Consider the following 23,507-nt stretch of genomic DNA (forward strand, 5'->3'; position numbering starts at 1 on the left):
TCAATCGAGGCAATTTCTTGCTTCTCAAAGGAAACCCCGACGAGGGGGTTTCAAATATAAGCTCTACTGGCTTAGTTCACTAGCACACTGTTGAGTTCTCAAGCAACACACTCTGGATTCACCGCCTTATCAGCGGCTCTATCCTCGGCAGTTGTTCCAAGCGATATTCACAAGCTTTTGGTCGAGCATGCCTCAGCCTACGGTGTTAGTCGTAGGGATTCGGCGGCCGCTCGTGGGCCGACGCTGAACATTACCCGGTCCGATCCGCGGTGTCAACCCGCTCGGCCCGGCCGGATCTTCGGGGCTTGCGGCCCCGGGGCGACCCGGTGTTCCTGGCGACGAAGAGAAGATTACATGCCCCGGAACCACCCCAGAACAGGGGGGTCACTTAACGCCATTGCCGCAGGTCAGAGCGTGCACACGGGCGCTACGACGGCAACGTCGGCAGGTACCTCGGCGGAACGCGCGCCGGAGCCACGCGTTCGAAGTCCGCGGCGAGCGCCAGCATCCGGGCGTCGGACCACCGCGCACCCATGAACGAGATCCCCACCGGGAGCGGGCCGGCGAACCCGGCGGGCACCGTCACGTCCGGGTAGCCCGCGACCGCGGCCGGCGTCGACGACGGGATCACGTCGTTGTCGCCCACCGCGCAGTCGGTCTTCCAGGCCGGCGGGTTGGTCGGCGACGCGATCGCGTCCAGGTGGTACTTCGCCAGCGTTTCGTCGAGGGACCGGCGGGCGAGGTCCGACAGCTCCGCGCGCATCGCGAGGTACGCGGGATCGGTCGGGCCGGGCGCGACCAGGGCCTGCTCGAACAGCTCCTGCCCGACGAAGCAGGTCTGCTCCAGCGGGTCGGCCCGGTTGTAGGCGATCAGCTCGGCCAGGTTCCGCGGGCCCGCCGGGCGGGTCGCGAGGTAGGCGTCGATGTCGCGGTGGAACTCCGTGAGCAGCGCCGGGAACTCCAGCTCCACCAGCCGGTCCTGGTACGGCGGGGTCACCTCGACGACCGTCGCCCCGGCCTTGACCAGGGCGTTCCGCGCGGACGTCAGGACCGCGTCCGTCGCCGGGCCGAGCACCGGCAGCCGCCACAGGCCGATCCGCGCGCCGCGCAGAACACCCGGGCGCAGGAGCTTCGCGTAGTCCTTCGGCTGGCTGCGGGGGTACGTCGACGTGGCCGGGTCCGTCGGGTCGCGCCCTTGCAGGACCGACAGCGTCAGCGCGACGTCGACGACGTTGCGGGCGATCGGGCCCGCGGTGTCCTGCTCGGCGGAGATCGGCACCACGCCGGTGCGGCTGACCAGGCCGAGGCTCGGTTTGTGGCCGACCGTGGCCGTCATCCCGGCGGGGCAGACGATCGAGCCGTCGGTCTCCGACCCGACCGCGACCTGGGCCAGCGACGCGGCGACGCCGGCCGCGGATCCGGCGGACGACCCGCACGGGTTGCGGTCCAGCACGTACGGGTTGTTCGTCTGCCCGCCGACGCCGGACCAGCCGGACGTCGGCTTCGCGGCGCGGAAGTTCGCCCACTCTGACAGGTTCGCCTTGCCGAGGATCACCGCACCCGCGTCGCGCAACCGGGTGATCAGCGTCGCGTCCTTCGCCGGGTAGCTGCGCAGAGCCCGCGATCCGGCTGTCGTCCACTGGTCCCGCGTGTCGACGTTGTCCTTGACCAGCACCGGGATGCCGTCGAGGGGTCCGCGCAGGCGGTGCGCGCGACGCCGGGCGTCGCTCTCGGCGGCCTGGCCGAGCGCGGCCGGGTTGAGCGCGAGGACCGCGTTGACCTTTCCGTCGATCCGGTGAATCCGGTCGAGGTACCGGCCGGTCAGCTCGACGGCGGTGAGCCGTCCGGACGCCATCCGCGCCTGCAGCGCCGGGATGTCGGCCGAGTCGAGGTCGAAGCGCGTCGAGGGCGAGGCCGTGGCGGGCGAGGCCGTGGCGGGCGCCGCGGGGACGAGCACGAGCGCGGCGGCCAGGATCGCGAGGAACACCGGCCGCCGCCCCATCAGAGCACCGGCAGCAGGGTGCGGAGTTCGTACGGGGTGACCGCGCTGCGGTAGTTGTCCCACTCCACGCGCTTGTTCCGCAGGAAGAAGTCGTAGACGTGCTCGCCGAGTGCTTCCGGCAGGAGCTCGGACTTCTCCATCTCGGCCAGCGCCTCCCCCAGGTTCTGCGGTAGCTGGGCGTACCCGGCGGCGCGCCGCTCGGAGTCGCTCAGCTGCCAGATGTTGTCCTCGGCGGGTGGCGGCAGCTCGTAGCCCTTCTCGATCCCCTTGAGCCCGGCGGCCAGGATGACCGAGTACGCCAGGTACGGGTTGCACGCCGAGTCCAGGGTACGGATCTCCACCCGCCGGGATGACGCCTTTCCGGGTGAATACATCGGGACGCGGACGAGCGCGGAGCGGTTCGCCCGGCCCCACGAGACCGTCGTCGGCGCCTCACTGCCGCTGATCAGGCGCTTGTAGGAGTTCACCCACTGGTTGGTGACCGCGGAGATCTCCTTGGCGTGGTGCAAGACGCCGGCGACGAACGCCTTGCCGGTCTCCGACAGCTCGTGCGGGTCCTCGGCGTCGTAGAAGGCGTTGCGGTCGCCTTCGAACAGGCTGACGTGCGTGTGCATGCCCGAACCCGGCTGGTCGGTGAACGGCTTGGGCATGAACGTCGCGCGCACGCCCTGGGTCAGCGCGACCTCCTTGACGACGTAGCGGAACGTCATCACGTTGTCGGCCATCGTCAGCGCATCGGCGTAACGGAGGTCGATCTCCTGCTGCCCCGGTGCCCCTTCGTGGTGGCTGAACTCGACGGAAATGCCCATCGCCTCGAGGGTCTCGATGGCGTGGCGGCGGAAGTGCGTCGCTGTGGCGTGGCTGGCCTGGTCGAAGTAGCCGCCGTTGTCCGCGGGCTCCGGCTCGCTGCCGTCGTCGGGCATGGTCGAGAGCAGGAAGAACTCGATCTCGGGGTGCACGTAGCAGGTGAAGCCCGCTTCGGCCGCCTTCGACAGCTGGCGGCGCAGGACGTGCCGCGGGTCGGCCCACGACGGCGAGCCGTCCGGCATCGCGATGTCGCAGAACATGCGGGCCGAGTACGGGCCGCCGTCGGGGGTTTCCCACGGCAGGACCTGGAACGTGGCGGGGTCGGGCTTGGCGACCATGTCCGATTCGTAGACGCGCGCGAAGCCCTCGATGGCCGAGCCGTCGAAGCCGATCCCGTCGTTGAAAGCGCCTTCGAGCTGCCGCCGGCGCGACCGCGACGGACTTGAGGAACCCCAGCACATCGGTGAACCAGAGACGGACGAAACGGATGTCGCGCTCCTCGAGCGTGCGGAGCACGAATTCCTGCTGGCGATCCATGGCCGCACCCTAACCACAGCGTGTTAACGGCATGTTTCGCGACGCGCCGAGTGCGGCGAAGTCAGCTCGCGAGCACCGGAACGGGCTTCTTCGCCCGCCTGATCGCCAGTGACGCGGCCGACGCGATGACCGCCAAGACGGCCGCGGAATACCAGGCCAGGCTGTAGTTCCCGAGCTGGTCGCGGACCAGTCCGGCGGCCGAGGCGGCGAACGCGGCGCCGAGCTGGTGGCAGGCGAAGACCCAGCCGAACACGATCGGGCCGGCGTCGCCGAACGCGCGGACGCAGAGCGCGACCGTCGGCGGGACCGTGGCCACCCAGTCGAGGCCGTAGAACAGGATGAACGCCCACATGCTCGGCTGCACCGAGTCGGTGAACAGCTGCGGCAGCAGCGCCAGGGACAGCCCGCGCAGGGCGTAGTAGATGCCAAGCAGGATCCGCGGGTCGACGCGGTCGGTGAGCCAGCCGGAGAAGATCGTGCCGACGACGTCGAACACGCCGACCAGCGCCAGCAGGCTCGCCGCGGTCGTCTGCGGCATGCCGTGGTCGTGCGCGGCCGGGACGAAGTGGGTGCCGACCAGGCCGTTGGTCGTCGCGCCGCAGATCGCGAAGCCGACCGCGAGCAGCCAGAACGTCCGGGTCCGCGCGGCCTGGCCGAGCACCGAAAGGGCGCGGCGGGCCGACCCGGTCTTCGAGGCCGGGCGGGCGACCTCGGCGTCCGCGGGGGCGCCGTAGGCCGTCGTGCCGACGTCGGCGGGGTGGTCGCGGATCACCAGCAGGACCACCGGGACCACGGCCAGCGCGGCGATCGCGATCACCAGCGATGCCGTCCGCCAGCCCGAGTCCACGGCCAGGTTCGCGATCAACGGCAGGAAGATCAGCTGGCCGGTGGCGCCCGCCGCGGTCAGGACGCCGGTGACGACACCGCGGCTGCGGACGAACCACCGGGTGGCGACCGTTGCCGCGAAGCTCATCGCCATCGAGCCGGTGCCCGCGCCGACCAGCACGCCCCAGCACAGCACGAGCTGCCAGCTCGCGGTCATGAACACCGTGCCGGCCGCACCGAGGGCGATGACGAACAACGCGGTCGCCGAGACGCGGCGGATGCCGAAGCGTTCCATCAACGCGGCCGCGAAGGGCGCGAAGAGGCCGTAGAGCACGAGGTTGACCGAGACAGCGGAGCTGATGGTCGCGCGTGACCAGCCGAACTCCTCGTGCAGCGGGTCGATGAGGACGCCGGGGGCGGCGCGGAAACCGGCGGAGGCGAGCAACGCGACGAAGGCGGCACCGGCGATCAGCCAGGCGCGGTGCAGCTTCGGGGCAGGGCGGGTCTCAACAGTCACCTGAGCAGTTTCACCGCGCGCGCGAGGCGTCGAAAGTGGCCTGAAGGACATCATCCGCAAGGATCGGGCCACGGCTAGGCTCTGGGAATGCCCCGCATCGTCCTCGCGCTCGTGTTGTTCCTGACCGCGGGGTGCACCGGTTCGCCCGACACGCGCGGGCCGTTCCCGGCGGGCGCCGACCTGGTCCGCGACGCCGCGACGTCCTTCGCCTCGGTGCGCAGCGCGCACTTCGCGGCCGGGGTCAACGGCGTGCTTCCGGGCTTCCCGCTGCGCCAGATCGAAGGCGACGCCACCCTCGACGGCGGCGGGGCGGCGACCGGCACGGCCGACGTCCAGGACGGCGAGGGCCACACGAAGTTCCGCTTCACCGTCCGGAACGGCGAAGTCACCACCGACCCTGACGTCGCGCGCGGGCGGGTCCCGGCGATGTACGACGTCGGCGCGTTCCTCGGCCCGTCCGCCGGGCTCAAGCGGCTCCTCGACGGCGTCACGGACGCGAAGACCGAAGGCCGGGAGAACGTCGACGGCGCCGCCGCCCTGCGCGTCGGCGGCCGGGTGCCCGCCGCGGTCGCGCACGGCGTGCTGCCGCAGATCACCGCGGACCTCAACGTCAAGGTGTGGGTCTCCGACGACGGGCCGCGGCGGTTCGCGCGCCTGTGGGTGCAGGTGCCCCCGGCGGGCGACCACCTCAGCCCGGTGATGATCGAACTGTCGCTGACCAGGCAGAACGAGCCGGTCGACCTCGGCTAGCAGCGGGCCGTCGCGGGCAGTGTCCCGTCGAGGAGGTACGCGACGCCCGCCCGGTCGACGCACGCGTTGCCCTGCAAGAAGACCGTGTGCTGCACGCCTTCGTAGGTCAGCAGGTGGCCGCCGAGGTCCTTCGCGAGGTCGACGCCCTGCTGGTACGGCGTCGCCGGGTCGTGCGTGGTCGAGACGACCAGCGGCTTCGGCAGCCCGGGCGCGTGCGGCGCGTGCTCGGCCGACGTCGGCGCGACCGGCCAGGTCGAGCAGATGTCCAGCTCGCTCGTGTCGGGCGTGCCCCCGGCCAGGAACGGCGCCCCGGCCACCATCTTCTCGTGCGCGCGGTCGATCTCGGCCCGGTCGGTGACGCGGGCGTGGTCGACGCAGCGGACGGCGAAGTACGCGTCGATCGCGCCGCTGTAGTGGCCGTCGGGGTCGCGCTGGTAGTAGTCGTCGGCGAAGGCCAGCAGCGTCCGGCCGTTGCCCTCGGCGAGCTGGGCGAGCGCGTTGTTCAGCGCGGTCCAGTCGCCGCGGGAGTAGAGGCCGCCGAACGTGCCGGTGACCGCGTCTTCGAAGGACAGGTGCCGGGCCCCGGCGGGCGCGGGCTTCGCGATCAGCGGACGCGCGAGCCGCTGGAAGGCGTCGGTCGTGCGGGCCGGGTCTCGGCCGAGCGCGCAGTCGCCGCGAGCCGCGCACCACTTCCCGAACTCGTCCAGCGCGTCCTGGAAGCCCGCGGCCTGCGTGACCAGCGACTCGACCAGGCCCTGGGCCGGATCGATCGCCCCGTCGAGCACCATCGCGCGGACGTTGCGCGGGTACGCCTCGGCGTAGGCCGCGCCGATCTGCGTGCCGTACGAATAGCCGAGGTACGTCAGCTTCTCGTCGCCGAGTGCGGCGCGAAGGACGTCGAGGTCGCGTACGACGTCTCGGGTGCCGACGTTCGCGAGGAACTCTTTGCCGTACTTCGTCGCTTCGACGCACTTCGCGCCGTACGCGGTCGTCTCGGCGAGCTGCTTTTTCACACCTTCGGGCGACATGTCGCTTTCGGTGTCGGTCGCGCGGTCCGCGTCCAGCTCGGCGTCGGAGCGGCAGGTGATCCGCGGCTCGCTGGTGCCGACGCCGCGCGGGTCGAATCCGACCAGGTCGAACCGGTCCCGCAGGGGCGCGGCGGCGGGCGACTTGGCCAGCGACGCGGCCAAGGCCGTTCCCGACGCTCCCGGCCCGCCCGGGTCGACGACGAGCGAGCCGATCCGCTGCTTCGCCTCCTTGTGCCGCAGCAGGCCGACCGTGACGGTCTTGCCGTCCGGCGCGGCGTAGTCCAGCGGCACGGTCAGGTGCGCGCAGTCCAGCCCGTCACCGCACGGACTCCACGTCAGCTTCTGCGCGGTGAACTTCCGCAGGTCGGGCGGCGCGGGTGCCGGAGCACCCGTGCACGCCGCCAGCAGCACCGCCAGCGCGGCGGCACCTACTGCCCGGAGCACCGGGTCCCGTCCGGCGGCACCGTGCCGTCCACGAGGTAGGCCACGCCCGCGTCGTCCACGCACTTCACGCCCTGCAGGAACACCGTGTGCTGGGTGCCCTCGAAGGTGAGCAGGCCGCCCTTCAGGCCCTTCGCGAGGTTGACCCCGGCCTGGTACGGCGTCGCCGGGTCGTTCGTCGTCGAGATGACCAGCGTCTTCGCCAGGCCCTCGACGTTCGGCACGTGCGGCTCGGAGGTGTTCGGGACCGGCCAGAACGCGCACGCGTCGCGGGCCGCGCTGGCCGGGCGGCCGTCGTCGAGGAACGGCGCCACCCGCACGTACTCCTCCTGGGCCTTGAGGATGACGGCCGGGTCCGTGACGCGCGGGTCGTCGACGCAGCGGACCGCGGTGAACGCGTCCTGCGTGGTGCCGTAGCGGCCGGTCGAGTCGCGCTCGTTGTAGATGTCGGCGAGCTTCTCCAGCGTCGCGCCGCGCTGCTGCTTCAGCTCGTTGAGGCCCGAGTTCAGCGTGTCCCAGAGACTCTCCTGGTAGAGGGCCTGGATGACGCCGGTGGTCGCGTCCTCGTAGGAGAGCTTGCGGCCGTCGCCGACCGGCACCGGGAAGTCGATCAGCGGCCGGACCAGGTCCTGGAACGCCTTGACCGCGCCGCCCGCGTCCGGGCCGAGCGCGCAATCCTGCTGGGCGGCGCACCACTTCGCGAACTGCGTGAACGCCGTGCCGAAGCCCTGGCCCTGCGCGACCAGCGACTCGACGGCGTCCTGCTCCGGGTCGACCGCGCCGTCGAGGATCATCGCCCGCACGTTCTTCGGGAACGCCTCGGCGTAGGTCGACCCGATCCGGGTGCCGTAGGAATAGCCCAGATAGGTGAGCTTTTCGTCGCCGAGGACCGAGCGAAGGACGTCCAGGTCCTTCGCGACGTCGCGGGTGCCGACGTTGGCGAGCATCCCGGTGCCGTCCTCGGTGCGCTCGGCGCACTTCGCGGCGAAGTCCTTCTCCTGCGATTCCTGCTTGAGGACGCCCGCGGGCGAGCCGTCGGTCTCGCTGTCGTCGGCGCGGTCGGCGTCGCGCTCGGCGTCGGTCATGCAGTGGATGGCGGGCTGGCTCGCCCCGATCCCCCGCGGGTCGAACCCGACCAGGTCGAAGCGCTTGGCCAGGCCGGTGCTGGTCGCGGGCTTGATCAGCCCGGCGGCCGCGACCATGCCCGACGCGCCGGGACCACCCGGGTTGACCACCAGCGACCCGATCCGCGACCCGCTGTCGGTGGCCTTGTGCCGGAGCAGGCCCAGCGTGATCGTGTCCCCGGCCGGCTTGGCGTAGTCCAGCGGCACGGTCAGGCGGGCGCACTGGATGTCCTTCGCCTGGAACGCCGACCTCGCGTCTTCCGATGTCGCGTAAGGTGCGCAGTCGGCCCAGGTCAGGCTCTGGCCGTAGAAGCGCTCCAGCCCGGCGGGCACCGGCCCGGACGGCGGGTGCGACTCGGTCGTCGGCGCGGGCGGCGTCGTGTCGCGGCCCGCCGTGCAGGCGGTCAGCGAGGCCGCGATCAGCACGGATGTCGCGAATGCGGTGATCCGGCGACGTCCGGACCTGGCGCTGGGATGAGGGAACACGGTTGGATCGTCCCATCCGGCCGTGGAACTCGAACGCACCACCGTCGCGTTGGGTGGTGGAGGCCGGTCGAGCGAGAGAGAACGGGAGACCAGGGGTGGCAGCACTGATCAGCCGGGTGGGCAAGAAGCTCCGCCGGATCATCCAGCGGCCGGGCAGCGTCGAGCTGACCCGCTACGAAGCACTGCTGCCCGCAGTCGAGAAGCTCGAACCCGAGCTCGAGAAGCTCTCCGACGAGGAGCTGACCGAGCGGGCGGGCAAGCTCCGCGAGACGCTGAAGGACACCGCGTTCGGCGACGACCACCTGGTCGAGGTGTGCGCGCTGGGCCGCGAGGCCGCCCGGCGGGCGCTGGGCGAGCGCGCCTTCGACGTGCAGGTGCTGGGCACCATGGGCCTGCTCACCAAGCACGTCGTGCAGATGGAGACCGGTGAGGGCAAGACCCTGGCCGGCGCGCTGGCCGCGGCCGGGTACGCGATCCGCGGAAAGCGCGTTCACGTCGTCACCGTCAACGACTACCTGGCCCGCCGCGACGCCGAGTGGATGGGCCCGGTGTACGCGCTGCTCGGCGTGTCGGTCGGCTGGGTCGAGCCGGCGCACACGAAGGAGGAGCGCAAGGAGGCCTACGCGAAGGACGTCACCTACGGCGCCGTCGCGGAAATCGGCTTCGACGTGCTGCGCGACCGGCTGGTCACGAAGGTCGAGGACCTCGTGCAGCCCGCCCCCGAGGTCGCGATCGTCGACGAAGCGGACTCGGTGCTGGTCGACGAGGCCCGCGTGCCGCTGGTGATGGCCGGCTCGATCGACCACACCGACGCCGACGAAGAGGTCGCCAAGGTCGTCCGGCGGCTGCGGCTCAACCTGCACTACGAGACCGACAGCGAGGGCCGCAACGCGTGGCTGACCGACGCCGGCTCGTCCGTCGTCGCGAAGTCGCTCGGCCTGGAGATCGACGACCTGTTCAACGAGCAGGCCTCCGACCGGCTCGCCGCCGTCAACGTCGCCCTGCACGCCCACGCGCTGCTCACCCGCGACGTCGACTACCTGGTCCGCGACGGCAAGGTGCAGCTCATCAACGCCGCCCGCGGCCGCGTCGCCGAGCTGCAGCGCTGGCCGGACGGCCTCCAGGCCGCCGTCGAGGCGAAGGAGCAGGTCACCGCGACCGACCGCGGCGAGATCCTCGACTCGATCACCGTCCAGGCGCTGCTCGCGCGCTACCCCGAGGTCGCGGGCATGACCGGCACCGCGGTCGCCGTCGCCGAGCAGCTGCGCGAGTTCTACAAGCTGGAAGTCGCGGTCATCCCGCCGAACACCCCGAACATCCGCGAGGACCTCCCCGACCGGATCTTCGCGTCACCGTCGCAGAAGCTGCGGGCGATCGAGGAGGAGATCCGCACGGTGCACGAGACCGGGCGGCCGATCCTCGTCGGCACCCAGGACGTCGCCGAGTCCGAGGAGCTGGCCGAAAAGCTCGCGAAGGTCGACCTCGAGTGCGTCGTGCTCAACGCGCGCAACGACGCCGAAGAGGCCGCGATCATCGCCGAAGCGGGCAAGAAGGGCGCGGTCACCGTGTCCACGCAGATGGCGGGCCGCGGTACCGACATCCGGCTGGGCGGCACCGACGGCGCCACCCGCGAAGAGGTCGTCGAACTGGGTGGGCTGCACGTCATCGGCACCGCGCGGTACCCGTCGAGCCGCCTCGACGGGCAGCTGCGCGGCCGCTCCGGCCGCCAGGGCGACCCGGGCAGCGCGATCTTCTTCGCCAGCCTGAACGACGAGCTCGTGCTGTCGAACGCGCCGGACATCCCCGAAGGCATCACCGACGACGAGGAGACCGGCGAGATCACCGACCCGGCGGCGCTGCGGCAGCTCAACCACGCCCAGCGCGTCGCCGAGGGCGTCGACCTCGAAATCCACCGCAACACCTGGCGCTACACGCGGCTCATCGAGCGGCAGCGCGGCGACCTGCTGGCCCACCGCGACAAGGTGCTCCGCACCGCGTACGCGGCGGAGGTGCTGGAGAAGGCGCACCCGGAGAAGTTCGGCGAGCTGAAGGAGAAGCTCGACGACCAGGAGAAGCTGGAGCAGATGTGCCGCGAGGTGCTGCTGTTCCACATCGACCAGCTCTGGTCGGACCACCTGGCGTACCTGACCGACGTCCGCGAGAGCATCCACCTGCGGGCGCTGGCGCGCGAGACGCCGCTCGACGAGTTCCACCGCGCGGCGATCCCGGAGTTCCACAAGATCATCGGCGAGGCCGACTCGCGGGCGGCGAAGACCCTCGAAGAGGCCGAGCTGACCGACGAGGGCATCGACCTCGGCGACGCCGGCGTCCGGCGGGCGAACACGACGTGGACCTACCTGGTGCACGACAACCCGTTCGACTCCGACTTCGAGCAGACGGTCAAGAAGGTCCGGAGCATGATCCGGCGCAAGTAACGCTGTCGTGAGTGTTTAGGGCGGTTAGAACCGCCCTAAACACTCACGACCGGTACCGGCCCCGGGTCAGTGCGGCGTCGTGACGCCGGAGATGCAGTAGTCCCCTTCGCTGCGCCGCACCCGGAGCGCGCCCTCGACCGACCTGCTGCCGACGTTGCCTTCGAGCGGGACGCGCATTTCGTTCGGGCCCGTCTGCACCGGCGTGCCGGCGGTCAAATGCGCGTTCTCGCTGCCGAGCAGCTTCGCGGATTCGGCGATGGTTCCCACCGTCGACGGGCAGGCGGCCTCGCGCGCCTGCTCTTCGTCGTCGCCGAGGACGGCCAGGATGAACTTCCCGGCGGCGATGCTCCCCGCGTTCAGGTCGAGCGGCGGGCTGACCGGTGCCTTCGGTTCGGCGTCGGAGACCAGGAAGCCCGGCGCGAGGAACCCGGTCACCAGGAAGACCACGACCAGCAGCAGGCCGCCGCCCCCGGCGAGCAGGCCGACGAGCAGGCCGTTGCCCTTCTTCGTCGGGTACGTCATGGCTCTCCCTCGTGGCGGTCAGCCGCAAGGTACCCGGCGATCCGTACCCGACGTGGCGTTTCGCCCACATTCGCTCGGCCTCCCGGGTGGCCGTGGGACAGAATGGCGGCATGCCGCAACTGCGCATCGCGCTCGCCCAGGTCAACCCCACCGTCGGCGACCTCGACGGCAACGCCGACCTGCACGTCGACTGGACCCGCCGCGCCGCCGAAGCCGGCGCCCACGTGGTCGTCTTCCCCGAGATGTCCCTGACCGGCTACCCCGTCGAGGACCTCTCCCTGCGCCGCACCTTCGCCGAGGCCTCCCGCCAAGGCGTCGAGTCGCTGGCGCGCCGTCTCGACGAGGCCGGCTGCGGCGAAGTCCTCACCTACATCGGCTACCTCGACCTCGACGAGGCCGGCCCGCGCGACGCGGCGGCGGCGCTCTACCGCGGCGAGGTCGTCGCGCGGCAGTTCAAGCACCACCTGCCGAACTACGGCGTCTTCGACGAGCACCGCTGGTTCAAGCCGGGCACCGAGCTCGACGTCGTCCGGTTCCACGGGCTCGACATCGGCATGGTCATCTGCGAGGACATCTGGCAGGACGGCGGGCCGATCTCGGCGCTGGGCCGCGCGGGCGTCGACCTCGTCGTCGCGCCGAACGCGTCGCCGTACGAGCGGTCGAAGGACGAGCAGCGGCTGCCGCTCATCGCGCGCCGCGCCGCCGAAGCCGGCGCCCCGCTGGTCTACACCAACCAGGTCGGTGGCCAGGACGACCTCGTGTTCGACGGCGACTCGCTCGTCGTCGCCGCGGACGGTTCGGTCGTGGCGCGCGCGCCGCAGTTCGTCGAGCACCTGCTCGTGCTGGACATGGACCTCACCGCGGGCGGGCACGCCGGCGACGGCGAGCTCGAAGGCCTGCACGTCCGGCGCCGCGTCCTGAGCTCCGACCCGCTGCCCGCGTACGAGCCGACGGCCGAGCCGGTGATCAGCGAGCCGCTCTCGGACGAGGCCGAGGTGTGGCACGCGCTCGTCGTCGGGCTGCGCGACTACGTGCACAAGAACGGCTTCTCGTCGGTGACGTTCGGGTTCTCCGGCGGCATCGACTCGGCGGTCTGCGCGGCGCTGGCCGCGGACGCCTTGGGCGGCGACAACGTCTACGGCGTCTCGATGCCGTCGAAGTACTCGTCCGGCCACTCCAAGGACGACGCCGCCGACCTCGCGCGGCGGATCGGCGCGCACTACCGGGTCGAGCCGGTCGAGGACATGGTGCGCGTCTACGTCGACCAGCTGTCGCTGACCGGCCTGGCCGAGGAGAACATCCAGGCGCGCACGCGCGGGATGCTCCTGATGGCACTGTCCAACTTGGACGGTCGCCTCGTGCTGGCCACCGGCAACAAGACCGAGCTGGCCGTCGGGTATTCGACGATCTACGGCGACGCCGTCGGCGCGTTCGCCCCGATCAAGGACGTCTTCAAGACCCACGTCTGGCAGCTCGCGCGCTGGCGCAACGCCGAGGCGGCCAAGCGCGGCGAGACGCCGCCGATCCCGGAGAACTCGATCTCGAAGCCGCCGTCGGCCGAGCTGCGACCGGGCCAGATGGACTCCGACTCCCTGCCGGACTACGCGCTGCTCGACGACATCCTCGACGACTACGTCGAGGGCGACCGCGGCTACGCGGACCTGGTCTCCGCCGGGTTCGACCCCGAGACCATCGACCGCGTGGTGCGGATGGTCGACAAGGCCGAGTACAAGCGGCGCCAGTACCCGCCGGGCACGAAGATCACGTTCAAGGCCTTCGGCCGCGACCGGCGGCTGCCGATCACCAACGCCTGGCGCGAGGGCAAGGCCTAAGCCTCAGCTCAGCGCGACCTGGCGGCCTTGCGGGGTGCGCAGGGCCGCCACCAGGCTCGGCCGGTCGGCGCGGCGGACCAGCAGCTCCAGGCCGAGCGCGTCGGTCACCGCGAGCACCGAGTCCGGGTCCGGGTGGGTGCCGGTGACCATCAGCAGCGGCAACGACGGCAGGCCGCGCGTCGTCGGGTGCGGCGTCGTGCCCCAGTCGATCAGGAACGGCCGGAGCGTGCCCGGGGTGCCCGGCGGCGTCAGGCGCCAGCGCAGCACTTCGCCGTCGGCTGTTCGGCGGGACATCTCCTGCGCGTCGCCCGGGTCGAAGCCGTGGGCGCGGGCCGCGGCGATCGTCGCGTCGATGTCGGTCGTGCGGACCGCCCACGCGACCAGCGCGGGCTCGGTCAGCTCGTCGATGCCGAACGGCCGGGGCGCCTCCGGTTCCGGCTGGGCCGGGTCCGGGCCGATCACCTCCAGGTACATGCCGGCGCCGAGGTCGGCGAGGTGGTTGGCGGTGCCCCAGCCGGCGTGACTGCCGCCGGGCGCGGGCGTGACGCCGGTGAGTTCGGTGACGCGGGCGACGGCCTCGGCGAGGTCCGGTCCGGCGTAGACGAGGTGGTCGAGCACGGACGACATCATCCCGCGCCGACGGCGCTCGCCGCATCGACCATTCCGTGGCCGTAGTAGGTCGTGCCGTCCGGCGTGGCCCGGCAGACCGCGTCCGGGCAGGCGAGCGGGGTCGCCGTTTCGTAGAGCGCGCGCTTGACGCGCTCGGCGGTCCAATGCGGGTGTTCGCTCGCGATCAAGGCGGCGACACCGCTGGCGTGCGGCGCGGCCATCGACGTCCCGCTCGCCGAGCGGTACTCGCCGTTCGGCCACGTCGACCAGACGCGCGCGCCCGGCGCGGCGACGCTGATCCGGTGCGCCGAGTAGTTCGAGAAGCTCGCCTTCACGAGCTTTTCGTCGAGCGCGCCGGTGCCGACGACGCCGGGCAGCTCGTGCGGCAGCCGCGTGCACGTCGGGTCGATGCGGCGCTCGACCGGGGTGCTGTCGGCCGGGCTTTCGCGGTCGACCGAGCGCGTGTCGAGGTCGATCCCCGCGTTGCCGGCGGAGGCGACGACGAGGACGTTCCGGCGCTGGGCGTAGGCGACCGCGCGGCCGACGGCGAGCTTGGCCGCGGCCTGGTCCGGCTGGTCGTCGCAGTTGTAGCGCCACGGGATCGAGCGGTAGCTGTTGTTGGTCACGGCGAACCCGTGCTCGGCGGCCCAGACGAAGCCGCAGACCATGCTCTCGGCCGTCTCGGTGTCGTCGAGCTCGGCGAGCTTCACGGCGGCGATCCGGACGCCGGGCGCGACCCCGACGACGCCGGTTCCGTTGTGCGCGGCGGCGATCGTGCCCGCGACGTGCGTGCCGTGGCCGTCGAGCGTCGGCCGCCACGCACCGGGGCTCCGGTCCGCCCAGCCGGACAGGCAGGAGACCGAGTCGCGCGCGTCGAAGGCGGGGTTCAGGTCGGGGTGGGTGTCGTCGACGCCGACGTCGAGCACGCCGACGACGGTCCGCTTGCTGCCTTCGGTGACCGCGTGCGCTTCGGGCAGGTGCAGCGCCGGGACGTCCCACGCGGTGCCTTCCGGCGGGACCTGGCCGGAGTTCGGCGAGCCCGGGCCGGTGTAGCGGACGTCCTTGCGGGGCGCGAAGAACTCCTTCGGGATCTTCGCCGTGCGCGTCGCGCCGACGGCGTCGATGCCCGGGGTTTTCCGGACCTTCGCGGCGAAGTCGTCGTTCGCCGTGTACGCGACGACGACGCCGATCTGCGGGTAGCTCGCGACGACGGTGCCGCCCGCCTTGCGGATGGTGTGTTCGGCCCACCAGGTGTGCGCGGGATCGGCGTGCGTGACGACGACGTGCGGCATGACGAGGGGATCCGCGGCCGCGGGGGTGGCGATCAAGCCGAGCAGCAGTGCTGTCACCAGGATGAGTCGCCGCACGGATCCTCCTCGAAATCGCCCGAACCGAACATAGCGATCATTCGCGGCGGCGGTACCCCTCTTCGGTCGTAGGCTGACGGGATGACGACGGGGATCACGGTGTTCGACACGGCGATCGGCGCCTGCGGGCTGGCGTGGCGCGACGACGTCGTGCTCGGGACGTCGCTGCCTTCGGGCGGGGCGGCGGCCACTCGCGCCTGGCTGGCACGGCGGTTCCCGGACGCCGGGTCCGAGCCGCCGGGGCCCGTGGTGCGGGACGCGATCGACGGGATCGTGGCGCTGCTGAGCGGAGCCCGGCGCGACCTGGCCGACGTCGAGCTCGAATTTTCGGGCGTGCCGGAGTTCAACCGGCGCGCGTACGAGATCGCGCGGACGATCCCGCCGGGCAAGACCCTGACCTACGGCGACATCGCCCACCGGCTGGGGATGCCGGGCTCGGCGCAGGCCGTCGGGCAGGCGATGGGGCACAACCCGTTCCCGATCATCGTGCCGTGCCACCGGGTCCTGGCCGCGGGCGGCAAGGACGGCGGGTTTTCCGCGCGGGGCGGGGTGGAGACGAAACGCCGGATGCTGGTGATCGAGGGCGCGCTGGCGGACGAGCCGACGCTGTTCTGACCGGCGGCGGGCCGGGCGCGGGTTGACACGGCCCGCCGCCGGTCAGGAGCGGCCGGGCGAACGCGGGCGGGGCCGCTGGCGGAATCGGCCCGCGCGCCGGTAATCGGCTCACGGCCCGGGGCACGCGAGATCACCGAGGCCCCGGCCAGTCAGAACGGCCGAGGCCCCCTGCCGCAGTCAGCTCACCGGCCAAACCCCCGGCCGACTCACCCCACCGGCGCCCTGCCTCAAGCCGGTTGCGGGCTCCAGGGCTTCATCCACGGCGTCTCCGGCCAGCCCTCGGCCGCCGCCATGATCGGGAATGCCGTGCCGCCGTCCACGTGCTCCCGGATGATGTCCGCGTGGCCCGCGTGGCGGGCCGTCTCCTGGATCAGGTGCAGCAGCACCCAGCGGACCGACCACGCCTCGACGTCCTTCGGGAACCACGGCACGCCCTGCGGCACCGGGACCGCCTGGCCGAGGTCGTCGATCCCCGCGATGATCTCCGCCGTGCGCGCCGCCACCGCGTCGTACCGGGCCAGCACCGACTCCAGCGTCTCGTCCGGGCCCAGCCGGTAGTTCTCCTGGTACTCCCGCATGCTCTCGGCGAACGGCTTCTGCGGGAGCTGCAGCACCGTGTCCATCCAGCCGTCTTCGGTGCTCACCACGTGCTTGATCAGCCCGCCCACCGACAGCTCGCTCTTCGTCGGCGTGAGTCTCGCCTGCTCGTCCGTGAGCCCGTATGCGGTCAACCTCAGCACGTACCGCTGCTGCTCGAGGTAGCGCAGCAGCCCGTCACGCTCGTCGGCCACCGGGGGCACGTTTCCCGCCATGTCGATCCTCTCCTTCGCGTTCGTCGCCCCGATCCTGCCACCGGGGACCGACAATTCCGGCGGAAACGGCCAGGAGCACCGCGGCCGTGACGCCGAGCGCCCCGCGGTCGCCGGACCACGCGGCGAGCGGGCCCGCGAGCGCCGTGCCCGCCGGGGTCAGGCCGAACCCGGCCAGCGACTGGTACGCCGAGACCCGCGACAGCCGGTCCGGCCGGACGTGGCGCTGCAGCAACGTCATCAGCCCGACGCCGAACACCTCGACCCCCACTCCGGCGGCCGTCGCGGCGACGCACACCGCGGACACCGGCGCCCCGAAGGCCATCGCCACCAAGGGTGCCGCCGTCAACGCGCCGCCGCCGACAGCCGCTCGGCGCGACGGCGTCCAGCGCAACAGGAGCGCCCCGCCCAGCACCATCCCGACGGCGTCGAACGCCATGATCAGGCCCCACGCCGCGGCGTCCGCCGCCACGACCGGGCCGAGCACCAGCTCGTACGCGCCGACCGCGAGCGCGTTGACCGCCGCGAACTGGACGATCATCGGCGGCAGCCAGCGGTGCGCGCGGAACTCGGCCCAGCCGTCGCGCAACGAACGCACGACGCCGCTTCGCACCCTGAACGTGCCTTCGACCCGCAAGGACAGGCCCAGGACGATCGCGACGGCGAACGTCAGCGCGTCGGCGAGCAGCGTCCAGCCGGGGCCGGTGGCCGCGACCACCGTGCCGCCGAGGGCCGAACCGCCGATCTGCGCCAGGTTCAACGCCAAGCGGAACGCCGCGAACGCGCGCGGGCCCTCTTCGCGGCCGAGGCCGCGCAGCAGCAGGCCCTGAGCCGCGGGCCTGGCGAACGCCGTCGCGATGCCCAACAGGGCCGCCGCGACGGCGAAGTGCGCGAGCCGCGCCTGACCGGTCAGCACCGAGATCGCGAGCCCGGCCTGGGTCACCGCGGACACCGTGCTCGACCCCACCAGCACGAGCCGCCGCGGCCACCGGTCCGCGACGACCCCGCCGACCAGGAAGAACGCCAACGCCGGGACCAGCCCGCAGACCCCCACCGTCCCGACGTCGCCCGCCGAACCGCCCGAGCCGAGCACCGCGAACACCACCGCGACCTGCGCCGCCGCGGTGCCCGCCACCGAGAGCGTCACCGACGCGGTGTGCAGCACGAACGTGCGGTTCCGCCACAAAACCAAGACTCCCCAGAGTTAGATGCAAAGTAGTTAGTATCAATTTCGTCTATGTACTTTGCGGGTAGAGTCGCGGAGGTGTCAACCGAAAAGATCCCCACCGGGGAGGAGCTGGCCGACGCACTGCGGCGCATCACGCACGTCCTGCGCCGGTACGCGGGTGCGCCCTACGCCAAGCGCGGCTGGCCGACCGCCCAGGTCCAGCTGCTGCTCATGGTCGACCTGCTCGGTGACCGGCCGCGGATGGGCGAGGTCAAGCGACGGCTCGGCGTCACCGGCCGGGCGATCACCTCGGCCGTCGACGCGCTGGAGCGGGACGGGCTGCTGCGGCGCGAACCCGACCCGACCGACCGGCGCGCGAGCCTGCTGGCCATCACCGACGCCGGCCGCCGCCGGCTGGCGGAGATCGAACGGATCCAGCGGGGCCACGCCGACGAGACCTTCAGCGTGCTCGACGAGAACGAGCGGAAGACGCTGCTGGAGCTGCTCAGCCGCCTCGAGGAGCATGTCGCGGCGCGGGCTTGATGAAGGCGTACGCCCCGCCGACGGCGAACAGCACCGCCCGCACCACCAGCTGGAACCGCGTGAGGACGCCCTCGAACGCGTCCAGCTGCCGGGCCAGCACGACGGCCAGCCAGGTCACCATCACCACCACCAGCCCGGCGACGGCCAGCGCCCGCCAGCCCGGCGGCCACCACAGCACCAGGCTGACCACCCCGACCGCGAGCACGACGCTGAGCAGCGACGACAGCGCGTGGCTGCGGTCCGGGTAGGCGGCCTGGACCAGCGCGACGGCGCCGAACGCGCTCACCGAGATCGAGCTGAGCCGCGCCACCCACTGGACCGGGCCGAGGCGGTGCAGCGGCGGCCCGGCGAGCAGGAACGCGACGCCCGACACCGCGAGCAGCACCCGGAACACCGGCGGCCCGGACAGCAGGTCGTCGACCGGGTCGTGCACCGGCGACACCCCGGTCGGCAGGAAGAACTCCAGCACCCAGCCCGAATACGCCAGCACGGCCACCCCCATCAGGAGGGCCGAGGTGATTCGAGCCGTGCGCACGAGGCACACAGTAAGCGACCGGGGCTGTCCCGGCGGTGTGACGCTTACCGGGGCTACTGACTCGTTATCCCTGCGGACGGACGAAGGGGAACAGGACTGTCTGGCGGATCGACGCGCCGGTGAGCATCATCAGCAGCCGGTCGACGCCGAGCCCGAGGCCGCCGGTGGGCGGCATGCCGTGTTCCAGTGCCAGCAGGAAGTCCTCGTCCAGCTCCATCGCCTCGACGTCGCCGCTGGCCGCGCGCAGCGACTGCGCCTCCAGCCGCCGCCGCTGCTCGAGCGGGTCGGTCAGCTCGGTGTAGGCCGTGCCGACCTCGGAGCCGAACGCGATCAGGTCCCAGCGCTCGGCCAGCCGCGGGTCCGCGCGGTGCTGGCGGGTCAGCGGCGAAACGTCGGTCGGGTAGTCGGTGTAGAAGGTCGGCAGCACGGTCGCGCCCTCGACGAGGTGCTCGAACGCCTTGAGCACGAGGTCGCCGTGGCTCGGGTCCTCCCCCACCGGCACCCCCGCGGCCACGCAGAGGCGGCGCAGATCGGCCACCGACGTCCCGGAGTCGATCTCCTCGCCGAAGACCGCCGAAACGGCCTGGTGCACCGGGACCACCGGCCAGTCACCGGAGATGTCGTGCTCGACGAGCTTCCCGTCGGCGTCGGGCCTTCGCACGATCTGGGCGCCGTACGCCGCTTCGGCCGCGTGCTGCACGAGCTCCCGCGTCAACGTCCTCATCGTGTCGTAGTCCGCGTACGCCTGGTACGCCTCGAGCATCGTGAACTCGGGGTTGTGCGTCGCGTCGACGCCTTCGTTGCGGAAGTTCCGGTTCAGCTCGAAGACGCGCTCGACCCCGGCGACGCACAGCCGCTTCAGGTACAGCTCCGGCGCGATCCGCAGGTACATCCGCATGTCGTAGGCGTTGATGTGGGTGACGAACGGGCGGGCGTTGGCGCCGCCGTGGACCGTCTGCAGCATCGGTGTTTCGACTTCGAGGTAGTCGGCGTGGTGCAGCCGGTCGCGCACCGCGCGGACCACTGTGGACCGCAGCCGGAGCATGTTCGTGGAGTCCGGGTTGACCGCGAGGTCGAGGTAGCGCTGCCGCACCCGCGTCTCGGGGTCGGTGAGGCCCTTCCGCTTGTCCGGCAAGGGGTGCAGGCACTTCGCGGTGACCGTCCACTCGTCGACGAGCACCGAAAGCTCGCCCCGCTTCGACGTCACGACCTGGCCGCCGACGCCGACGTGGTCGCCGAGGTCGACGCCGGTCCGCCAGCGGTTCAGGTCCAGCTCGCCCGCCTCGAGCATCAGCTGGATCTCGCCGCTGAAGTCCTTCACGCGGGCGAAGCACAGCCCGCCGAGGACGCGCAGGTTCAGCACGCGCCCGGCGATCCGGACCCGGTGCCCGGTGACCGTGCCCGGCGCCAGGTCGCCGAACTTAGCCACGACGTCGCCGATGTGGTCGTCGCGGCGGAACCCGACCGGGTACGGGTCGATGCCCGCCTCGCGCAGCTTGGCGAGCTTGGCGATGCGGACGCGGACCTGTTCGGGCCGCCGCACCGGCTTCGGCGCCGGGACCGCGGTCGTCTCTTCGATTTCCTTGACGCGCGCGACGAAGTCGTCGCCGACCTTCTCCAGCCGCAGCGACCGCGACCGCCCGGTCGGGACGAACCCTTCGAGCGCGCCCGCGACGATGCCGACCCGCGGCAGCCGCCGGGCCGAGGAGTAGCAGAGGAACCGGGGCTCCCAGTCCGGCCCGTACTTGGCGTTGGACCGGTAGAGCGACTCCAGCTGGAAGAACCGCGAGAAGACGCTCAGGATCCCGCGCCAGGCCCGCAGCACCGGGCCCGCGCCGATCCGCTCGCCCTCGGAGAACACCGCGCGGAACATCGCGAAGTTGAGCGAGACCCGCTGCGCGCCGAGGTGCTGCGCGGCCGCGACGACCTCGGCGATCATGTACTCGTTCAGGCCGTTCTCGGCGTCGCGGTCGCGGCGCATGAGGTCCAGCGACAGCCCGCGCCGCCCCCACGGCACGAACGACAGGAGCCCGCGCAGGTCACCGTGGGCGTCGTAGGCCTCGACCATCACGCTGCGGCCGTCGCTCGGGTCGCCGAGGCGGCCCAGCGCCATCGAGAACCCGCGCTCGGTCTCGGCCCCGCGCCAGGCCTGTGCCCTGGCCAGCAGCTCGGTCATCTCGGCTTCGGGGATCTCGCCGTGGCGGCGGACCCGCGAGGTGTAGCCGGCCCGCTCGATGCGCTTGACGGCCTGGCGCACCGAGCGCCGCTCCGGCCCGGCGAGGCTGAACTCGCGGACGTCGAGCACGGCTTCGTCGCCGATCTCCAGCGCCCGCAGCCCGGCGTCGGTGTACACCTTCGCGCCGCGTTCGCTCGCCCCGAGCACCCCCGGCGTCCAGCCGTACGTGCGCGTCTCGTCGAGCCACGCGCGCACGGCGTCCGGCCACGCCTCGGGGTCGCCGATCGGGTCGGCGCTGGCGACGCTGGTGCCGCCGAGCACGCGGTAGGTGACCGCCGCGCGGCCGTTCGGCGAGAAGACGACGCTCTTGTCGCGCCGGGTGGCGAAGTAGCCGAGCGAGTCGTCTTCGCCGTGCTCGGCGAGCAGCTGACGCACGCGAAGCTCTTCGTCGTCCGTACGCAGGCGACGGCTGCGTACGCCGCGGAAGAGCATGTACAGCGCCCCGGTGGCGACGGTCGTCGCGCAGAGGTCGATGAGGACGTCCAGCCAGCCCGGCCCTTCACCGACGCCGATCCGGCGCAGCTGCAGGTTCTCACCGGTGGCGTGGTTCACCACCCAGGCGAAGCGCTCCCAGGTGTCGCCGAGGTGGCCCGGAAATGCCTCCGCCAGCGCCCAGCCGACCAGGATGACCACGGCGAACCCGCCGAACAGCATGGTCAGGCCGTCGCGCCAGGCGCTCGGCGCGAGCCGCGCCGGGAACGCCGGGCGCAACTTGAGCAGGAACACGATCAGCCCGACCGAGAGCAGGTCGGCCACGGTGAGGGCCCACAGCTGGACGGGGATGTGCCGGACCTGCCGCGACCCGAGCGAGAGCAGCTCCGGCGACCACAGCAGCGTCGCCTGCAGGGCCAGGGTCAGCAGCAGCCCGCCGACCTGGAACAGCACCAGCGTGTACAGCGCCGCCTTCTTTCGGCGGCGCAGCGCCCCGCCGAGCACCACGAGCAGCAGCACCATGACCAGGCTCGCGCTGGTCGGCACGCTCAGGCTGGAGAAGGCCATGTCGATGCCGTTGAGCAGGCGCCCGTGCGCCCCGCCGGCGAACAGCAGGACGACCGAGAACACCGCGGCCAGCTGGACAACGGTCGCGACGATCCCGCCCGCCCTCGCCTTCCACGCGGGGAGGCGAGGACGCGTGTTCGCGAGGTTTCCCATCGTTGCTTTCGTCGCCTTTCGCGGACGGTCGGGGGTCATGCCTCTTCTTGACGTCAGTGAACACAGGTTGGTTGTCCCCGGGCATCAACCTGAAGGCTGACGGGGCCTCGTCCTCGAGGGTGTGAAGCTGGTCCCAGGTGGTTGGGGCCCGCCGGTGAGCGTGTCACGCTTTGAGACGCCTCTGCTCCACGACCCGGGGACCTCACCGAGGCCTCGAGGGAAGGACGGTCGACGACGATGTCTGCCACCGCTGAAGAACCGGCCCCCTACGGCACCGGACCCGCCGCCAAACCGGCGCCGGGCCGGAAGGTCCGTGTCCACCACCTGCGGGAGCTCAAGGAGCGCGGCGAGCCGTGGCCCATGCTCACCGCCTACGACATGTACACCGCCGCGCTGTTCGACGAGGCCGGGATCCCCGTGCTGCTCGTCGGCGACTCCGCGGCCAACAACGTCTTCGGGTACGACACCTCGCTGCCGGTGACGGTCGACGAGCTGCTGCCGCTGGTCCGGGCGGTCACCCGGTCGGTCAAGCGGGCCCTCGTGGTCGCGGACCTGCCGTTCGGCTCCTACCAGCTCTCGCCGCAGCAGGCGCTGGAAACCTCGGTCCGCTTCATGAAAGAGGGCCGCGCGCACGCCGTCAAGCTCGAAGGCGGCCGGCGGTTCGCCGCGCACGTCGAGGCGCTGACCTCGGCCGGCGTGCCGGTGATGGGCCACATCGGATTCACCCCGCAGAGTGAACACAACCTCGGCGGCTATCGGGTGCAGGGACGCGGCGAGGCGGCGGACGTGCTGCTCGCCGACGCGCTGGCGCTGCAGGAGGCCGGCGCGTTCGCGGTGGTGATGGAGATGGTGCCCGCCGAAGCCGCCAAGCGCGTCACGGCGGAGCTGAAGATCCCGACGGTCGGCATCGGCGCGGGCCCGGACTGCGACGCGCAGGTGCTCGTCTGGCAGGACATGGCCGGGCTGCGGCGTGGGAAGGCCCCGCGGTTCGTCAAGCGGTACGCCGACGTCGCGACGGTCCTGCAGGACGCGGCGACGGCGTTCGCCGAGGACGTCCGCCGCGGTGAGTTCCCGGCTCCGGAACACGCTTTCCACGACTGACCCCAAGCGCCCCAAGGCGGCCTTCGGTGCGTCAGACGCAACGAAGGCCGCCTTGGGTGCGTCTGA

17 protein-coding genes and 1 pseudogene are annotated in these 23,507 nt (G+C 71.9%); 6 read left to right on the forward strand and 12 right to left on the reverse strand.

Annotated features, from left to right (window positions below):
* Window positions 1-427: 427 nt before the first annotated feature.
* The 3 genes and pseudogenes from QP939_RS06400 to QP939_RS06410 form a co-directional block, all read right to left on the reverse strand.
* A complete protein-coding gene (locus tag QP939_RS06400; RefSeq protein WP_285455629.1) occupies window positions 428-2,002 on the reverse strand; it encodes an amidase in 1,575 nt (524 codons plus the stop codon).
* Window positions 2,002-3,346 (reverse strand): annotated as a pseudogene (gene glnA, locus QP939_RS06405) (type I glutamate--ammonia ligase). The gene QP939_RS06400 and the pseudogene glnA overlap by 1 nt, the downstream one beginning before the upstream one ends.
* A gap of 61 nt (window positions 3,347-3,407) precedes the next feature.
* Window positions 3,408-4,688: an MFS transporter gene (locus QP939_RS06410; protein ID WP_285455630.1), complete on the reverse strand. Its 1,281-nt coding sequence runs from the start codon at window positions 4,686-4,688 to the stop codon at window positions 3,408-3,410.
* Window positions 4,689-4,775: 87 nt separating this feature from the next.
* On the opposite strand from QP939_RS06410, the gene QP939_RS06415 reads away from it, so the two are divergent.
* A complete protein-coding gene (locus QP939_RS06415) occupies window positions 4,776-5,438 on the forward strand; it encodes an LppX_LprAFG lipoprotein (protein ID WP_285455631.1) in 663 nt (220 codons plus the stop codon).
* On the opposite strand, the gene QP939_RS06420 is transcribed toward QP939_RS06415, so the two are convergent.
* Together QP939_RS06420 and QP939_RS06425 are read right to left on the reverse strand one after the other, a co-directional pair.
* A complete protein-coding gene (locus QP939_RS06420; protein ID WP_285455632.1) occupies window positions 5,435-6,910 on the reverse strand; it encodes an alpha/beta hydrolase in 1,476 nt (491 codons plus the stop codon). The two genes, QP939_RS06415 and QP939_RS06420, sit on opposite strands and share 4 nt — an antisense overlap.
* Window positions 6,895-8,457: an alpha/beta hydrolase gene (locus QP939_RS06425; RefSeq protein WP_285455633.1), complete on the reverse strand. Its 1,563-nt coding sequence runs from the start codon at window positions 8,455-8,457 to the stop codon at window positions 6,895-6,897. Before QP939_RS06425 ends, QP939_RS06420 begins: the two co-directional genes overlap by 16 nt.
* A 155-nt stretch (window positions 8,458-8,612) precedes the next feature.
* On the opposite strand from QP939_RS06425, the gene secA2 reads away from it, so the two are divergent.
* Window positions 8,613-10,952, forward strand: a complete 2,340-nt coding sequence (gene secA2 / locus QP939_RS06430; protein WP_285455634.1) for an accessory Sec system translocase SecA2 — start codon at window positions 8,613-8,615, stop codon at window positions 10,950-10,952.
* 66 nt (window positions 10,953-11,018) lie between these two features.
* Here the strand turns inward: secA2 and QP939_RS06435 are convergent, their stop codons facing one another.
* The gene (locus QP939_RS06435) at window positions 11,019-11,474 is read right to left on the reverse strand and encodes a hypothetical protein (RefSeq protein ID WP_285455636.1); all 456 of its coding nucleotides are present in this window, start codon (window positions 11,472-11,474) and stop codon (window positions 11,019-11,021) included.
* A 110-nt stretch (window positions 11,475-11,584) separates the two neighbouring features.
* Here QP939_RS06435 and QP939_RS06440 point away from each other — a divergent pair, with 110 nt between their 5' ends.
* The gene (locus QP939_RS06440) at window positions 11,585-13,306 is read left to right on the forward strand and encodes an NAD+ synthase (protein ID WP_285455637.1); all 1,722 of its coding nucleotides are present in this window, start codon (window positions 11,585-11,587) and stop codon (window positions 13,304-13,306) included.
* Window positions 13,307-13,309: 3 nt separating this feature from the next.
* On the opposite strand, the gene QP939_RS06445 is transcribed toward QP939_RS06440, so the two are convergent.
* Window positions 13,310-13,924 carry a VOC family protein gene (locus tag QP939_RS06445; protein WP_331662790.1) on the reverse strand — a complete coding sequence of 205 codons (615 nt, stop codon included), beginning with the start codon at window positions 13,922-13,924 and terminating at the stop codon, window positions 13,310-13,312.
* A gap of 8 nt (window positions 13,925-13,932) precedes the next feature.
* Entirely contained in the window at window positions 13,933-15,282 is a 1,350-nt protein-coding gene (locus tag QP939_RS06450; protein ID WP_285455638.1) for a S8 family peptidase, read from the reverse strand.
* Window positions 15,283-15,363: 81 nt separating this feature from the next.
* Here QP939_RS06450 and QP939_RS06455 point away from each other — a divergent pair, with 81 nt between their 5' ends.
* Window positions 15,364-15,897, forward strand: a complete 534-nt coding sequence (locus QP939_RS06455; protein ID WP_285455640.1) for a methylated-DNA--[protein]-cysteine S-methyltransferase — start codon at window positions 15,364-15,366, stop codon at window positions 15,895-15,897.
* A gap of 227 nt (window positions 15,898-16,124) precedes the next feature.
* On the opposite strand, the gene QP939_RS06460 is transcribed toward QP939_RS06455, so the two are convergent.
* Together QP939_RS06460 and QP939_RS06465 are read right to left on the reverse strand one after the other, a co-directional pair.
* Window positions 16,125-16,709, reverse strand: coding sequence for a DinB family protein (locus tag QP939_RS06460; RefSeq protein ID WP_285455642.1), 585 nt, complete (start codon window positions 16,707-16,709; stop codon window positions 16,125-16,127).
* Window positions 16,672-17,898, reverse strand: a complete 1,227-nt coding sequence (locus QP939_RS06465; protein ID WP_285455643.1) for an MFS transporter — start codon at window positions 17,896-17,898, stop codon at window positions 16,672-16,674. The genes QP939_RS06460 and QP939_RS06465 overlap by 38 nt, the downstream gene beginning before the upstream one ends.
* A gap of 72 nt (window positions 17,899-17,970) precedes the next feature.
* On the opposite strand from QP939_RS06465, the gene QP939_RS06470 reads away from it, so the two are divergent.
* Window positions 17,971-18,417: a MarR family winged helix-turn-helix transcriptional regulator gene (locus tag QP939_RS06470; protein ID WP_285455644.1), complete on the forward strand. Its 447-nt coding sequence runs from the start codon at window positions 17,971-17,973 to the stop codon at window positions 18,415-18,417.
* Here the strand turns inward: QP939_RS06470 and QP939_RS06475 are convergent.
* On the reverse strand, window positions 18,380-18,952 hold the full coding sequence (locus tag QP939_RS06475) for a hypothetical protein (RefSeq protein ID WP_285455645.1): 573 nt from the start codon (window positions 18,950-18,952) through the stop codon (window positions 18,380-18,382). The genes QP939_RS06470 and QP939_RS06475 overlap by 38 nt on opposite strands.
* A gap of 64 nt (window positions 18,953-19,016) precedes the next feature.
* Window positions 19,017-22,340: a bifunctional lysylphosphatidylglycerol synthetase/lysine--tRNA ligase LysX gene (gene lysX, locus QP939_RS06480; RefSeq protein ID WP_285455646.1), complete on the reverse strand. Its 3,324-nt coding sequence runs from the start codon at window positions 22,338-22,340 to the stop codon at window positions 19,017-19,019.
* A 237-nt stretch (window positions 22,341-22,577) separates the two neighbouring features.
* On the opposite strand from lysX, the gene panB reads away from it, so the two are divergent.
* Window positions 22,578-23,441: a 3-methyl-2-oxobutanoate hydroxymethyltransferase gene (panB, locus tag QP939_RS06485; RefSeq protein ID WP_285455647.1), complete on the forward strand. Its 864-nt coding sequence runs from the start codon at window positions 22,578-22,580 to the stop codon at window positions 23,439-23,441.
* Window positions 23,442-23,507 lie beyond the last annotated feature (66 nt).

Origin of the sequence: Amycolatopsis nalaikhensis (assembly GCF_030264295.1) — a bacterium.
In the GTDB taxonomy this organism is placed as follows: domain Bacteria; phylum Actinomycetota; class Actinomycetes; order Mycobacteriales; family Pseudonocardiaceae; genus Amycolatopsis; species Amycolatopsis nalaikhensis.

Bases quoted from the DNA above. Each gene is read 5' to 3' on its own strand.
- QP939_RS06400 (WP_285455629.1), bottom strand. From the start codon at position 2,002: ATGGGGCGGCGGCCGGTGTTCCTCGCGATCCTGGCCGCCGCGCTCGTG.
- QP939_RS06415 (WP_285455631.1), top strand. From the start codon at position 4,776: ATGCCCCGCATCGTCCTCGCGCTCGTGTTGTTCCTGACCGCGGGGTGC.
- QP939_RS06435 (WP_285455636.1), bottom strand. From the start codon at position 11,474: ATGACGTACCCGACGAAGAAGGGCAACGGCCTGCTCGTCGGCCTGCTC.
- QP939_RS06440 (WP_285455637.1), top strand. From the start codon at position 11,585: ATGCCGCAACTGCGCATCGCGCTCGCCCAGGTCAACCCCACCGTCGGC.
- QP939_RS06455 (WP_285455640.1), top strand. From the start codon at position 15,364: ATGACGACGGGGATCACGGTGTTCGACACGGCGATCGGCGCCTGCGGG.
- QP939_RS06460 (WP_285455642.1), bottom strand. From the start codon at position 16,709: ATGGCGGGAAACGTGCCCCCGGTGGCCGACGAGCGTGACGGGCTGCTG.
- lysX (WP_285455646.1), bottom strand. From the start codon at position 22,340: ATGGGAAACCTCGCGAACACGCGTCCTCGCCTCCCCGCGTGGAAGGCG.
- panB (WP_285455647.1), top strand. From the start codon at position 22,578: ATGTCTGCCACCGCTGAAGAACCGGCCCCCTACGGCACCGGACCCGCC.